We start from the raw sequence: 14,345 nt of genomic DNA, 5'->3' as shown, positions 1-14,345 counted from the left end.
CCACAATAAAAGAAAATATTGTGGGATGGGCATCTTGCCCGTCCCAAAATTTGATAAAAAGAACTTTTGTAAGAGATTTGTTGACATCTGATTAAGGTCGATCGGCTAAATTTGTGACTAAACGTCCGTCTTCCATGTAGATAATGCGATCGGCAATATCGAGAATCCGATTGTCGTGCGTCACTAGCAAAATCGTGCAGCCTTGTTCCTTTGCAAGTGTCTGCATGATCTCCACCACATCTCGCCCGGATTGTTTGTCCAAAGCCGCCGTAGGTTCATCAGCTAAGACTATTTTAGGCCGACTGACTAACGCCCGGGCGATCGCCACCCTTTGTTTTTGTCCTCCCGACAGATTTTCTGGGTAATAATTAGCCCGTTCTCCCAAACCAACAGCTTCCAACATGGATATTGACAAAGCATCCATATTCTGATTTAGCATTTCCTTATGTAATTCCAAAGACATCCGCACATTTTGCTTAGCCGTCAAAAACGTCATCAAGTTATGCGCTTGAAAAATATAACCAATTTGCTTTCTCAACTTAGTTAACTGATTCTTACTAGCGCCGCGTATTTCTTCCCCCAGAATATTGAGACTCCCTTCTTGAGCCGAACGCAGGCCGCCTAACATCGTCAGTAAAGTTGTTTTACCCGAACCAGAAGGCCCCGTCATAATTACGATTTCCCCAGAGTTGATATCGAGATTAATATCAAATAAAGCTTGTTTTTTCAGGGAACCTTTACCGAAGTAATGGTTGAGGTTTTTGACTGATATTACAGCTTGATTTGTTATGGTTTCGTCGAAGTTGGCGGGAGAGTTTAGGGTTTGCATGGTGATTTTTTGTGTTTTTTCTATAAGTCACGGGCGAGACGCCCGTGCCACAATTAATGGAGGTATTTTGTTTGGTTCTAAGCTGGTACACATTTAATTTTGGCAATCCTGTTTCTTCCATCTCTTGTGGGGTGGGCTTCTAGCCCGCCCAAAAATTAAATTAAAATGCCACAACAGCTTAGAAAATATCTGCCGGATCTGCCGATCGCAATTTCCGCAAAGCCAGCGCCCCAGAACCAGTACACATCACAATCGTCAAACCCAACACAGTAGTCGCTCGATTTGTTGTCATTGCAATTGGCAGCAATGTAGCAGACTGCGCTAGGGAATACAGTCCGTTAGCCAAAACAATTCCCGGCATAAAACCCAAAATAGCTAATAACAAAGCTTCCTGAACTAAAACTCCGACTAAATAGCGATCGCTATATCCCATAGCTTTTAAAGTCGCGTACTCAGCCAAGTGATCGGAAACATCTGAATACAAAATTTGGTAAACAATAATCAAACCAACAATGAATCCGATAATCGTACCAAATCCAAAAATAAAACCAATCGGAGTAGCATTTCCCCAATAAGCCTTTTCAATTTCCGCAAATTCTGCTAAAGTCAGAACTTTCACATCATCCGGCAAAATAGCTTTCAACATTGATTGAACTTTGAGGATGTCAGCCCCCGGTTGCAACTGAATTAAACCCACATCAATTTCATCTGGTTTGCGTTCTGGAAATAAATTCATGAAAGTAGAATCGCTAGCAATGACATTGCCATCAGCCACGAAAGAAGTACCGAGAGTAAATACTCCTCCTACTTGAATATTTCGTTTGTTAAGTTCAGTTTCGAGGGTAGATTGTGTATTAAAAATATTGGCAATTTCCCCATACTCAGGTCTAGAAGCTTGGTCAAATAACACATTATTGAACTTTTGAAGTTGAGCCAAATTCTGATTGACATCTGGCAAAATAAATGTTGTGTTGCCAGGATCTATGCCAAAAATTAAAATTCCTCGCGTAGTGCGGTTTGTGGGATTTCGCCACTGTCCCATCCCAATATATAAAGAAGTGACAGACTTGACTCCCGCGACTCCTTGTGCTTGATAAAGTCGCTCTCTTTTGAACTGTTTTACCGCAGCAAAAGTTTCAAATTGAGGATTGATTAACACTAAATCTGTCTGTAAACTTTCGTGCGGCTTAACAGCAGAATCGAAGAGTGCATCTTGAAAGCCGAGTTGCACAAAAATCAGAATATCTGCAAAGGCAATTCCGGCGATAGCAACAGCGAGGCGGGTTTTTTCTCTGGTTACTTGCAACCAAGCAAGGGGTGTTTTGCGAAACATAATATTTGGGGAATTGGGAATTGGGAATTGGGAATTGGGAATTGGGAATTGGGATAATCCGGTGGGCAGAAACCGGGTTTTTTACGAAGATATTGCATCGTAGCCTTTAATTTCGGTAAAAACCCGGTTTCTTTGTCGGCGAGTGCGGTAATTGGGCTCATCCGGTGGGCAGAAACCGGGTTTTTTGCGAAGATATTGCATCGCAGCCTTTAATATCGGTAAAAAATCCGGTTTCTTTGTCGGCGATTGCCTAAGTCTGATCGGCATTACTCAGCGCTTGAATATCGGATTGCATAATTAAGTTAATATGGCGCGAAATCTTGTCAACTTCCCAATCCCACCAGCGCATTTGTAATAATTGCGCCACCTCAGCATCGCTGAAACGCTGCTTAATTAAACCAGCGGGATTTCCGCCGACAACGGTGTAAGCGGGAACATCTTTTACTACAACAGATTTAGCAGCAATAATTGCACCGTCGCCGATTTTAACTCCCGGCATAATCACCGATTCGTAACCTATCCAAACATCATTACCAATAATTGTATCGCCTTTAGTTGGTAGTTCGATTAATAGATTCATCGCTGTTTCCCAGCCGTTCCCAAAGACTGGAAATGGATAGGTAGAAATGCCATCGAGTTTGTGATTTGCACCGTTCATGATGAATTTGACGTTGGTGGCGATCGCACAAAATTTACCAATAATTAATTTATCACTCCCGTAATTGTAAAGTACGTTTCTATCGAAATTTTCCGGGTCGATCGGATCGTCGTAGTAAGAGTAATCGCCGACAATAATATTGGGCGATTTAATAAAGTTTTTGATAAAGCAAACCCGGCGCTGGTCTACCATCGGATACGGTCGGTTTGGATCTGGCCCCAATTCTCCCATGTTTCTCAATCTCCCTAATTTTGAATTGCTACTTGTACCTGCAAATTTGTCAATCCCGCAACTTTTTTGCTAGCTTCAGGATTCAGGTGAATTTTCACCTCCACAACTCGGCTGTCCAAGTTTTCTCCTGGCTGGTTGCTAAACACGTTTTGCTTGCTGACTTTTAAGCCGATTTCTTTAACAGTTCCCGGCAATTCTCCTGAAAATGCTTGGCTGGTAACACCTGCTTTTTGCCCAACCTTGATTTTGCTGATGTCGGTTTGGTAAACTTCGGCAACGACTACCATTTGCTGAGTTTCTCCTACGTCTGCAATGCCGTCATCACTAATTTTTTCCCCGGCGCGGGTGTGAATCTTGAGGATTTTTCCGGCGTTGGGAGTGCGGATGTAAGCTTGATTTAATTCGGTTTCGGCGCGCTTGACTTGGGCGATGGCGCTGTTGATTTCGGTTTGGGCTGCTTGGATATCTACCGGGCGCACTTCGCCTATTTTGTCGAGAGTTGCTTGGGCTTCTTTTAGTTCTTCGCTGCCACTATTTTTGATGCGCTTAAGTGTTGCTTCTGCTTCTGCTAACTGCTGGATTGCTGTACTGTTAATTCTGGCAAGATTTGCTTCTGCTTCGTTGAGTTGCTGGATTCCTGTACTGTTAATTCGGGTGAGATTTGCTTCGCCTTCTTTAAGCTGCTGCTTGGCCGTACTGTTGATGCGGCTGAGATTTGCTTCGGCTTCTTTAAGTTCCTGGCGACTTGTTTCTAATGACAGTCGTTTGCTGTCCATGACGGAGTTAGAAATTGCGCCTTCGGTAACAAGTTCTTTGTGCCGCAGGTATTCGGTTTGGGCATTATTTGACTCGGCTTTTAATTTGTTAATTGCTGCTGTTTGTGCTGTTTTTTCTCCTTGCCATTGTGCAGTTATGCGACTAATTGTGGCTGTTTGTACTTTTCTTTCTCCTTGCCATTGTGCGGTTATTCTGCTGATGGTTGCTTGCTGTGCGGTTTTTTCTCCTTTCCATTGCGCTTGAATGCGATCGACTGTTGCTTGTTGTGCCGCCTGGTTTCCTTGCAATTGGGCTTCTAGCTTGCCAATTGTCGCAGATTGTGCTGCAAGTTCTCCCGACTTTGCCCCGGCTTTTACCTTTGCTAAACTGGCTTCAGCAACTTTGACTTTTTCTTTGGCTTCGTCTAAAGCAGATTTTAGCCGATCGCCCGCATCCAAAATTGCGATCGACTGCCCTGCTTTCACGCGATCGCCCTCTTTGACTAAAAGCTTCGCCACGCGATCGCCATCCAACGCCTGCGACACCCCCAAGCGAATCACTTCCCCCAGCGGTTCCAGTCTTCCCAAAGCCGTGATTTTCCTGGGCGGCGGTGTTTCTACGGGTAAAGGTTCAGCATTTTTAGCTAAAGATCCAAACTGAGAAATACCGTAAAAAGTTGTACCGATGCTAATAGCAGCGCCAGCAACTACCAATCCCATTACCAATGGATTTTTAGGCTTGATGAAAAATTGAAAATTCATATTCCTCCTAAATGTGCGATTGTTTTTTTTCTAAATAAGCGAGTAATATATTTTTTAATACATTCGCTTGTTCTGTAAAAGATATCCTTTCGCCTTGATAAAATCTTCTTGCCACCAAACCGTCAATATAACAAATGACAAATTTAGCGAGCGCTGGATCGGAGATACCCAGGTAGCAAATGAGTGCCTCTTCATAACGCTTTCCTGCTAGCTGGAGTGCTTGATTGCTATCAATCTCTTTGCGAGTTTTTTGGTGGCAAAACTCGAAGGTAATTAACAGATTCTTCAGCATATAATCTTCAATTCCGCTGAGATAATTCATCAGTTGTTCAACTTTTTCTCCGAGAGTTGGTGGATTTCCTAACTCAGCCAGTGCTTCTTCTTTTGTATCTTCATAGCTCAAATATACAATTAACTGCTCGAACAAACTTTCTTTACTCGGGAAATAGTGGTAAAGGGTTCCTGTAGAAACTCCAATTCCTGAGGCAATTTCTCGCATTGTGACGGAGGAATAGCCTTTTTCGGCAAAAAGCTCAAAACTTTTGTTCAGTAATTCTTTGCGGTACAATTCGCGGTCAACTATTTTTGGCATGGATCGATCTTCAGATTTTTGATTCTAGATCCTAGGTTATCGGAGATTTAAGGGCGATCGACCAAATATTCCTATATCGAACATCCGATATAGTATAAACGAATACACAAAAAGCTTTTGACGGCTGATATTGGAAAATATAAGTATATCGAACAGTTGTTATAATTAATGTTGCACAGACTACCAGAGCTTGTCAAGGGGTGCAGTAAAATTATCTTTGGAGTCAATTTGTCGCGGCGATTTGAGCCAGAAATCCAAAACACCCCGCCATCAATCTCCACATAAAAGCCCCGAATCGATCGTGGGAATCTGCACCTTAAATCTCATGAAAGTACGAACCTACGAAATCGGCGACACTGAAAAAATTGTCAAACTGTTCTATGACACAGTGCACGAAGTAAATATCCGCGATTACACAACAGCCCAAGTAGATGCTTGGGCGCCAGCAGATACCGACATTCAAAAGTGGATGCAAAGTTTAAGCAGTAAATTTACCTTCGTAGCAGAAGAGGGCGATACAATCGCAGGTTTTGGAGAATTAGAAATCAACGGCCATATCGATCGCTTTTACTGTCACAAAAACTTTCAAAGACAAGGAGTTGGGACGCTAATTTTAACACAAATCGAGTTAAAAGCCAAAGAGTTAGGACTTAGAAAGTTATTTACCGAAGCCAGCATTACAGCTAGACCTTTTTTTGAAACCCACGGATTTATGACGATCAAAAAGCAAGAAGTAGAACGGAGAGGACAAAAATTCATCAACTTTGCAATGGAAAAAGATATATAAAAAACCACCTTTTGTGTAAAATTAGATCGCAGAGTTGTGTGGAGGAGTTGCGATGGTTACGGAAGCGACAAATGTGCTGGGAACAAAATTAGAAACTTGCTGCACATCGCCCATGACAGGCTATTATCGGGACGGAAAATGCAATACGGGTGGCGGAGATTTAGGGGCTCACACCGTTTGTGCAAAAGTGACAGAAGAGTTTTTGAAGTACACCAAAAGAATGGGAAACGATTTGAGTACCCCGGTTCCCGATTTTAAATTTCCGGGATTGAAGCCAGGGGATTGTTGGTGTTTGTGTGCTTCGCGCTGGAAGGAAGCAATGGATGCTGGATGTGCGCCACTTGTGGTTTTGTCGGCGACTCATGTCTTAACTTTGGAATACGTTTCTTTGAACGAGTTGAAGGAACACGCTGCTGATTTGTAGGAATGTGCTAGCCGATTACTTCGCCACTAACAACGATGGCGATCGCTTCTGGATTACCGATGACGACGGCGGGCCCGTGGGTGTCGCCTACTGCGAGCTCGAACCAATGACCGATCGCACGTGGAACTTGCAATTAATCGCCATCTTACCCGATCGCCAGGGACAAGGACGCGGTGCGACATTGCTGCGCTACATGGAACAAACCTTGATGGCGCGGAGCGGGCGCGTGTTGCTGGTGGAAACGTCGGGACTCCCGGAGTTCGATCGCGTGCGATCGTTCTACCGCAAGTGCGGTTACGACGAAGAAGCGCGGATTCGCGACTTCTACAAAGCAGGCCATGACAAGATAGTTTACTGCAAGGAGCTGACGGCTCAGGCGTAGACTCGTAGGGTGCGTCAGTAGGATTATTTGTTGAATCATCCAGCAGCTTCTAGCTGACGCACCCTACAAGTTTACATATCTATTTAAAATCAACTCAGGAGGCAATAGTCAAATGGATCGACTAGAGCATTACCGTCAGTGCATTCAAAAGCTGCTAATTGAAGACAGCAAGATAGCACCAATTAACGGAGAAATTGAAGTAGAAACAATTTTTGACAAAGAAAAAGATCGCTATCTTGTCATCGATTTAGGATGGGACACACACCGCCGCGTGTATAACTGTGTGTTTCATTTGGATATTAAAAATGGCAAAATCTGGATTCAGCGAAATCAAACAGACAGGCAGATTGCTGACGAATTGGTAGAAATGGGAATACCCAAAGAGGATATTGTGCTAGGACTTCAGCCAACTTACGCGCGCGAATATACAGGCTTTGGAGTTGCATAATTTCAATCGCCCAAGGAGTAGTGCGCGTCAGTTAGCTACCACAAAAAAACTGGTTTGTAGTGAGGACTTTAGTCCGCATCCATCCGAGGACTAAAGTCCTCACTACAAACATTTTTTATTAATAGTAATTAACAGGGCATAATATCATGCACCCTACCAGCTTAAACCTCTGGCAACTTATACTGCCCGACAATCCGCTTAGCATATTCCGGCACGTGAGCCTCCAATTTTTCGGGATAATTCCGCTTCACATACAGATAATTGCGAGTGAAATGAGAATCAATTGAAAACCGAGCATATTCCAAACCCTTCGGCCCAATTCTCTCAATAAACACTCCCATCAACTTCGCCGCCCACATCGGCAAAGTCACACCTTTCTCGTAAGCTGGAATACTTTGTTGAACAGCCTCTTTTCTGTTTCCCTGAGACATCACCGGCTGAGTGTTTAGCTGATCCATTACCAAGTCTAACATTTCTTGTCCGGTATCATTTCGTACCACAATCCACTGCCAGCCAAAAGGTGCGCCCATGTAGCCCACCACTAAATCTGCTAAGGAATTAACGTAATCAAAACAGCTCAAACAAGAAGGAGCAAACACATCTTTCAATTCTTTTGTATTCAATCCGAAAAATGGCACTTTTTCCGTAGAACCATCTTCGTGTTTGAAGTGAACGTTAAAGTCTTGCATAAACTCGTAAGATACCACCGTTTCAGGAGAACGGCTAGTCGTGTCTAGGAATTTCTGTAAGCCCGCGCGGCTAACATTATCTACACAGGGAGTTCCGAGAACGTAGAGCTTTTCTAAACCGAGTTGTTTCTCGACTGTACGCAATGCTTGAATTTGACAGCCGACGCCAATTACTAACAGCCGTTTCATCCCCGACTTCTCGATTTGTTCCAACACTGAAAGGTTGGGAGATAGAGTTGGCTTGTTGACTTTTGCAGCGAGAATTTCTTCGCGATTTCTCGCAATTATAGGCATCGGTTGAAAGCGGTCTTCTTTGGTATTTTGAACGCAGACAACACCTTCAACAATGCCTTTTTCCAGCATTTCGATCGCAATTGAGCTGACAATTCCCGTCCACTGAGCGCCTTCTATTGGTTCTTTTTTCTTAGCCGCCATCATATTTTGACTGACGCCGAAGTACCAATCGTCGGGATTGTCGAGATTGCGCGATCGCCCGTGAATCTCCTCTTCCAGTTCTGCGATATGCTGAGTTAAGAAAGCGCAAGCTTCCTTGACATAATGGATATAATATGTATCGCACAAACCGCACTCGCTGCAAAGTTCTTTAGCGGGGCGGCGGCTGCCCGGTTTCAGGGCTTTAGATTTCTGGTGTTTAGTGGAATCTATGGCGGTCATCTAAATTGCAAATTTTATGGAGAAAGGGCTTTTGTTAGGATATCACACCCATTCCGGTGATGAAGTATTCGCGCTAATTAAACGTAAAATGGTGTTGGTATTCATAAACCCCGAATAAAGACGAGCACGGGGGTACGCCCCCTACTAAAACCGGATTTCTCTATGTTATATTTTTGGGGATGAATATCCTTACTCCTTTAGTCCTCGCAGGCGGACTTTGGCTGTTTAGGAGCGAATTGTATTCGCCCGCAATCATTAGTATTTATCCGGATATAACAGGGTATTGCAGGAATAAACTGCAAAATAAAGGTATAAAAAAATGGTAAGATTGTTTGTGACAACAGCCGTTGCTGGCATCATGCTCAATATCGCAATTTCGAGCTTCGGATTTGCTGCTTTAATTCGCCCTGTTGTGGGTATGAATCAAACTGTTGTGGCTCTAGAAAGTATGTTGAACGCCACACAAAAGCCGGCGGCGATCGACTATTCGCGCTTGGGGATTGGCCCAGTTCGTTTGGGGATGTCTGTAGAAGAGGCTAAACGCAAGTTGGGCAAACCGCAGCGGGATGAAACTAAACCGGGTAGCAAGGCTATGGGTGGCAAGATTCGCACGCTAACCTACTCGAAATTGACGGTAGCAGCCTGGAATGGCAAAGTTTATTTAATTTCTACTACGAATCCCAAGTACGTAACAACGAGTAGTATTAAGGTAGGAGATAAAAGTCAAAAAGTCCTTAAAACTTACGGTTACAGCTCGCAATCCGTGCAGGGTGGAGTGAGTCGGTTGACTTACAGCAACGACCAAAAGGCTTCTAATTTGGTTTTGGAACTGAAGGGCGATCGCGTGCAAAAGATTATTGTCGGCACGCAGCTCAACTAAAATACTACACAACCTTCCAAAAATCCCCCTGTAGAGGTTTGTAGTGAGGACTTCAGTCCTTGTTACTTCAGAGGATTTTTAGGTTTGCTGAAAACAAGTATTGAGCATCACGTGCAGTCAAGGTACGTAGTTGCGCTTCAGCGCTCTTTATATCTATGAAAGAGCGCTGAAGCGCAACTACGTACCTATAGATTAATTCCACACATAAAAAAATAAGGTGCGAATTTCGCACCCTACCAGTTAGAAAATAAGGCGCGCAGCGCGCACCCTACTAATTAGCTGTTCTGGGGAACGGGAGCAGGAACGCTCGAACCGACTGAATTAGTCGGCGCGCCAGTCTTAGCCCGCTTCTTGATCAAAATTGGCTTGACGCTGTTTTCTCCACCAATAGGGGGATCTTCTTGTTGAGCGTAATCCGCGCCCATCCAAGCCGGACGGCTTTGATCGAAGGCCATTTGCAAAGCTGCTGCGGCGATCGCATGGGAGTCGTATTCCTCGGACAACTGAGACACCAGAGGCAAGAAAGATGCCATTCGTTCGCCAGCCAAAGCTTCGCGAACTTTACCCTGCATCTTTTCCAACTGACGAGCTTCAATTTGTGCCCGTGTCGGAATGTTTCGTACAGTCAAGCTCGATCGCACGTGGCGTTCAATCAAGCGCAATTTGCGGCGATCCACTGGTTGAATCAGCGTGATCGCAGTTCCTTCGCGGCCGGCCCGGCCCGTGCGTCCGATCCGGTGAACGTAGCTTTCTACGCTATCGGGCAAATCGTAGTTAATAACGTGAGTCAAGTGATCCACATCCAAACCCCGCGCAGCAATATCAGTCGCCACTACCCAGCGGACTTGACATTGGCGGAACCGATGCAGCAAACGTTCCCGCTGTGCCTGATTCAAATTACCGTGATATTCGTCAACGCTGTGGCCTGCTGCTTGCAGTTGGCTAGTAAGTTCCGCCGCCGACTGCCGAGTCCGCACAAAAATCAGCGCCGATTCCGGGTCTTCCATTTCTAGGATTGGCTGCAAAGCTCTTGCCTTAGACCAGCCGCGGGGAACCATATACACGCCTTGGCTGATGCGTTTCGGCGTTGCTTTTGGTTGTTCTACTGTGACGTTGACTGGGTTCCGCAAATGCCGCGCTACCAATTTCCGAATAGAAGCTTCCATCGTCGCCGAGAAAAATGCCGTTTGACGGTCTTTTGGTGCAGCATCCAAGATTCTTTCCACATCTTGGATAAAGCCCATGCTCAGCATTTCGTCAGCTTCATCCAAAACCAGCCACTGTACCTTGTCGAGTTTCAGGCTGCCGCGGCTGAGCATATCCAATATGCGTCCGGGTGTACCGACAACAATGTGAACGCCGCGCTTCAAACGCTGCATTTGGCGATCGATCGATTGACCGCCGTACACGGTCAGAACTTGCAGAGAGCGACCGACTTTTACCGGGCCGTCGCTGCTGATACCGCTCAAATCGCGGATGGCTTCAGTTACCTGCATGGCCAATTCGCGAGTCGGTGTGAGCACCAATGCTTGCACCGCAGTTAGATCTAAATCAATCCGCTCCAAGATGGGCAACGAGAATGCTGCCGTTTTGCCCGTTCCAGTTTGAGCTTGACCCACAACGTCGCGGCCTGCTAGCAGGTGCGGAATTGCTTGTACTTGGATGGGAGTAGGTTCTGTAAAGCCGAGTGTTTCCAGATGGAGAACGAGTTCTTCGGAAAGACCCAAACCTTCAAACAATAAATTCATTAATTCTCCTAATAACGAGTCTTAGCCTTCTAAGTTGCCCAACTCGGATGCGGATTTCTGCTCTAGGGCAGGAACTCATTGTGAGTTCTGTATGGTGCTGCGCCTGCGCGCACCTTTTCAAATAGCAATCGAGTATAGGGCAGCTCCGTCGATGGTGACTAATTTACCGATTCGACAGCCGTCTTTGATTTTCTGACATCACCGATACCAACCGCCAGCGGTGGGGTTATCGGCTTCCAACATTCTTTAAACAGTACATTGGACTTCCTTTGAGGTACTTGCAAGCTTTCTCTCTAGGGCATTTTATAGTGAGGATGATGACCAGCCCCACTTTACTACATATATAGTAGTTACAGTTTTGTTGGTTCAGGCGCTATCCCGCAATCCGTCGCCTGCGGGATTCAACAGGGTATGTAGCGACCGTCAGTCGATTTTAGATTTTAGATTTTAGATTTTAGATTTACTCCACAGATGAATCTGGCAGCTTGAACTAGCGTCTAAAATTTTAATCTCTCTACTCCTGGCGTCGGCGGCTTCTATCCGTTTTTGGACTACCGTTACCGCCTATCCATCTCAACACTCTTTCGGGATACCGTTGTGGTGTAGGGCGGACGGCGAAGCAATCTCAAATTCTCCCCGCTGGTTTCTGACTTTATATTAGCATAACTCTTTACATTCAGAAACAAAACAGTGAACTACCCGACGCTGACCTGCGGTAGAGCACGGGCTTCCCAATTCATTGGCAACAGCCGCCAGAACTCCGTAATTCTATTGGTCTTACATTGCCTCGCCCGGGCAGGAGTCCTTCCAAGACCCATACTTTTTCTGGCAACACGTACCTATGAGCTTGGTTTTCGCTTACGGCATTGGTGGTCAAGATGTACCAATTTTATCAGAAGAATTGCTCGTTTCCTCATCCACCCCGTCGCTGTTCCACAGCACGGCTTGGAATTCGACTCGCGGGAGTGGAATCGTCAACTCACTGGCACTCATCCCGACGCGAGGCTACGCTCCTAGCGGGGGGCTGATACTGCTTTAGCTAACGAGACAGTTCGAGCGATTTCTACTTGACCATGAAGGTCGTAGAAATCTGCGTCTGTAATTTTCACAGGTACGATCGATCCCAGCCGTGCTTCTCCTGTCACATAGACGAGTCCGTCTACTTCTGGGGAGAACCGGGCGGATCTACCAATCAACTCACCTGTCTCTGGTTGTTCTTGTTCTATCAGGACATCAACTACCTGACCGACAGATTCTTGATTCTTTTTTAATGATATAGGTTGTTGTGCCGCCATAACTGCATTTCGCCAAATTTCCATTTTTTCTGCTGGGAGTTGATTTGGCAAGCTGTAGGCTGGGGTGCCTTCTTCGGCGGAAAATGTGAATACTCCGACGTGATCGAATTCGTGGCGCTTGACAAATTCTAGCAAGTGTGCTGCGTGTTCGTCTGTTTCGCCAGGGAAGCCGACTATAAAAGTTGTCCGCATCACGGCACCAGGAATTGATGCTTTCAGGCGATCGACTATAGCATCATTAATCCCAGCTTGAAAAGGCCGATTCATCGCGCGCAGAACTTCGGGATGGGAATGTTGCAGCGGTAAATCTAAGTATGGCAAAACGTTGTGAGTTTCGCGGATGGCTTCGACAACTTGGGGAGTCAAACCTGTAGGATAGGCGTAGTGCATCCGAATCCAAGGTACATCTACTTCGCCCAAAGCGCGGAGTAATTCGGCTAGTTTGGGTTCGCCATAAATATCTTTGCCGTAGTTGGTGGTAATTTGAGAAATTAGGATAATTTCCTTTACCCCTTCGGAGGCTAATTGCTTAGCTTCAGCGACAATAGATTCTATGGTGCGCGATCGTTGATTTCCGCGCAAGTGCGGGATAATGCAAAAAGCGCAACGGTAGTCACAGCCTTCGGCTATTCGCAGATAAGCGACACCTTCCGATGTTGTGCGATAGCGAGGAGTAGTTTCGTCAGCGATGTAAGTAGGTTCACTAGAGACGAGGGAAACTCGATCGCCCTTTTCGACCCTTTGCATCACATCGACTATTTTATGATAATCACCAGTGCCGACAATTGCGACGGCTTCGGGCAATTCATCCAGCAATTGCTGCTGAAAATGCTGTGCCATGCAGCCAGTGATGACTACTTTTTTATTAGCTTCGGCTAATTCTACCAGGGTGCGGACTGATTCTTCTCGCGCAGCTTGGATAAAACTGCAAGTATTGACGACGACGTAATCCGCTAATTCTTCATTAGAATCGACTTCATAGCCTGCTTGAGCCAGCAAGCCAATCATGTGTTCGGTATCAATGCGATTTTTTTCGCAGCCGAGGTGGGTAAATGCGATCGTTGGCTTCGTTGCCATGCAGTAATATTTGCTGTTGCGCTATTTTCAAGAACGTTTTATGGTATCACACAATTTCTAAAATTGCAAGGTTGCGTGAATTTGAACCGGGAATTCAGCATCAAAACCAAATAAACCGGATTTTTGGGAGTTTCTGCGCTGGAAATCTATCACAGTACAGAATTATTTTATATGATGATTCTCTATAAATTTAAAAGAATACGCAGTCTTTCCTCTACCATCATTAATGTTGTTGGAGAAACTGCGCCCCACAGTTCAAAAAGTCTTTCTATACTAATTGAGCGTACATCTTCACATTTGATGAAACTTCGCTGTCTAAGTCCTCCTTCTGGAGGGTTAACTTCAACGTGCCAGGGGATTCCCTTATCCTTAGATGTAACTGGCAGCACAACGACTAATGCCGAAGCACCCTGATTGAATGAATCTACAGATACTATCAGACAGGGACGCTTGCCAGACTGCTCGCGTCCTCGTATTGGATTCAAGTCAATCAGCCATATATCACCGCGTGATGGTTTTGCTGCTGAGGTCATTCTAAACCATCCTCTAAAGTAATATCCCAGACCGATCGTTCTTCAAGTTCTTCTTGCCAAGCTTCGGAGTTATTGCGTAGAGCAATATAAGCTTGGTTTGCTGCTTCTAAAAACTGTTGTCTTCGGTATTGTTCGATCGCTTGTTCGAGAACTGCTTGGATTGATTTTCCAGAGTTTGCAGAGAGTTCTGCGAGGATTTTATAAGATGTATTGGCGATCGTAACTGTAGAAGTTTGATTCATGTTAG

At 45.2% G+C, this 14,345-nt stretch carries 16 protein-coding genes; 6 read left to right on the top strand and 10 right to left on the bottom strand.

Annotated features, from left to right (window positions below):
- Window positions 1–91 precede the first annotated feature (91 nt).
- From JGK20_RS09545 to JGK20_RS09525, 5 genes are all read right to left on the bottom strand, one after another.
- The gene (locus tag JGK20_RS09545; RefSeq protein WP_293184946.1) at window positions 92–829 is read right to left on the bottom strand and encodes a DevA family ABC transporter ATP-binding protein; all 738 of its coding nucleotides are present in this window, start codon (window positions 827–829) and stop codon (window positions 92–94) included.
- A 178-nt stretch (window positions 830–1,007) separates the two neighbouring features.
- Window positions 1,008–2,162 (bottom strand): ABC transporter permease DevC, encoded by a 1,155-nt coding sequence (gene devC / locus JGK20_RS09540; protein ID WP_293184944.1) that lies wholly within the window; start codon window positions 2,160–2,162, stop codon window positions 1,008–1,010.
- A 250-nt stretch (window positions 2,163–2,412) separates the two neighbouring features.
- The gene (locus JGK20_RS09535) at window positions 2,413–3,051 is read right to left on the bottom strand and encodes a Vat family streptogramin A O-acetyltransferase (protein ID WP_293184942.1); all 639 of its coding nucleotides are present in this window, start codon (window positions 3,049–3,051) and stop codon (window positions 2,413–2,415) included.
- 14 nt (window positions 3,052–3,065) lie between these two features.
- Window positions 3,066–4,568 (bottom strand): efflux RND transporter periplasmic adaptor subunit, encoded by a 1,503-nt coding sequence (locus JGK20_RS09530; protein WP_293191728.1) that lies wholly within the window; start codon window positions 4,566–4,568, stop codon window positions 3,066–3,068.
- 7 nt (window positions 4,569–4,575) lie between these two features.
- Window positions 4,576–5,160, bottom strand: a complete 585-nt coding sequence (locus tag JGK20_RS09525; RefSeq protein ID WP_293191726.1) for a TetR/AcrR family transcriptional regulator — start codon at window positions 5,158–5,160, stop codon at window positions 4,576–4,578.
- Window positions 5,161–5,485: 325 nt separating this feature from the next.
- On the opposite strand from JGK20_RS09525, the gene JGK20_RS09520 reads away from it, so the two are divergent.
- From JGK20_RS09520 to JGK20_RS09505, 4 genes are all read left to right on the top strand, one after another.
- On the top strand, window positions 5,486–5,947 hold the full coding sequence (locus tag JGK20_RS09520) for a GNAT family N-acetyltransferase (protein ID WP_293220262.1): 462 nt from the start codon (window positions 5,486–5,488) through the stop codon (window positions 5,945–5,947).
- Window positions 5,948–5,999: 52 nt separating this feature from the next.
- Complete coding sequence (locus JGK20_RS09515) at window positions 6,000–6,371, top strand: DUF2237 domain-containing protein (protein ID WP_293184938.1); 372 nt, start codon at window positions 6,000–6,002, stop codon at window positions 6,369–6,371.
- Window positions 6,372–6,375: 4 nt separating this feature from the next.
- The gene (locus JGK20_RS09510; protein ID WP_293184936.1) at window positions 6,376–6,753 is read left to right on the top strand and encodes a GNAT family N-acetyltransferase; all 378 of its coding nucleotides are present in this window, start codon (window positions 6,376–6,378) and stop codon (window positions 6,751–6,753) included.
- A 112-nt stretch (window positions 6,754–6,865) separates the two neighbouring features.
- Entirely contained in the window at window positions 6,866–7,201 is a 336-nt protein-coding gene (locus JGK20_RS09505) for a XisI protein (RefSeq protein WP_293184934.1), read from the top strand.
- Between the two features lie 161 nt (window positions 7,202–7,362).
- On the opposite strand, the gene JGK20_RS09500 is transcribed toward JGK20_RS09505, so the two are convergent.
- Window positions 7,363–8,565, bottom strand: a complete 1,203-nt coding sequence (locus JGK20_RS09500; protein ID WP_293198235.1) for a Coenzyme F420 hydrogenase/dehydrogenase, beta subunit C-terminal domain — start codon at window positions 8,563–8,565, stop codon at window positions 7,363–7,365.
- A gap of 334 nt (window positions 8,566–8,899) precedes the next feature.
- Between JGK20_RS09500 and JGK20_RS09495 the strand changes: the two genes are divergently transcribed.
- The gene (locus tag JGK20_RS09495; protein WP_293184932.1) at window positions 8,900–9,445 is read left to right on the top strand and encodes a hypothetical protein; all 546 of its coding nucleotides are present in this window, start codon (window positions 8,900–8,902) and stop codon (window positions 9,443–9,445) included.
- Window positions 9,446–9,720: 275 nt separating this feature from the next.
- On the opposite strand, the gene JGK20_RS09490 is transcribed toward JGK20_RS09495, so the two are convergent.
- Window positions 9,721–11,193 carry a DEAD/DEAH box helicase gene (locus JGK20_RS09490; RefSeq protein WP_293184930.1) on the bottom strand — a complete coding sequence of 491 codons (1,473 nt, stop codon included), beginning with the start codon at window positions 11,191–11,193 and terminating at the stop codon, window positions 9,721–9,723.
- An 841-nt stretch (window positions 11,194–12,034) separates the two neighbouring features.
- On the opposite strand from JGK20_RS09490, the gene JGK20_RS09485 reads away from it, so the two are divergent.
- Window positions 12,035–12,232, top strand: coding sequence for a hypothetical protein (locus JGK20_RS09485; RefSeq protein ID WP_293184928.1), 198 nt, complete (start codon window positions 12,035–12,037; stop codon window positions 12,230–12,232).
- Here JGK20_RS09485 and rimO read toward each other — a convergent pair.
- The 3 genes from rimO to JGK20_RS09470 all read right to left on the bottom strand — a co-directional run bounded on the left by rimO (window position 12,207) and on the right by JGK20_RS09470 (window position 14,340).
- On the bottom strand, window positions 12,207–13,565 hold the full coding sequence (gene rimO / locus JGK20_RS09480) for a 30S ribosomal protein S12 methylthiotransferase RimO (protein WP_293212289.1): 1,359 nt from the start codon (window positions 13,563–13,565) through the stop codon (window positions 12,207–12,209). The genes JGK20_RS09485 and rimO overlap by 26 nt on opposite strands.
- 182 nt (window positions 13,566–13,747) lie before the next feature.
- Window positions 13,748–14,098, bottom strand: a complete 351-nt coding sequence (locus JGK20_RS09475) for a type II toxin-antitoxin system PemK/MazF family toxin (protein WP_293184925.1) — start codon at window positions 14,096–14,098, stop codon at window positions 13,748–13,750.
- Window positions 14,095–14,340, bottom strand: a complete 246-nt coding sequence (locus JGK20_RS09470) for a hypothetical protein (RefSeq protein ID WP_293184923.1) — start codon at window positions 14,338–14,340, stop codon at window positions 14,095–14,097. The genes JGK20_RS09475 and JGK20_RS09470 overlap by 4 nt, the downstream gene beginning before the upstream one ends.
- Window positions 14,341–14,345 lie beyond the last annotated feature (5 nt).

Source organism: Microcoleus sp. PH2017_05_CCC_O_A (genome assembly GCF_020738785.1).
In the GTDB taxonomy this organism is placed as follows: domain Bacteria; phylum Cyanobacteriota; class Cyanobacteriia; order Cyanobacteriales; family Microcoleaceae; genus Microcoleus.
Note: the sequence above shows the minus strand (reverse complement) of the source record. Positions and strands in the feature narration are given on the sequence as shown.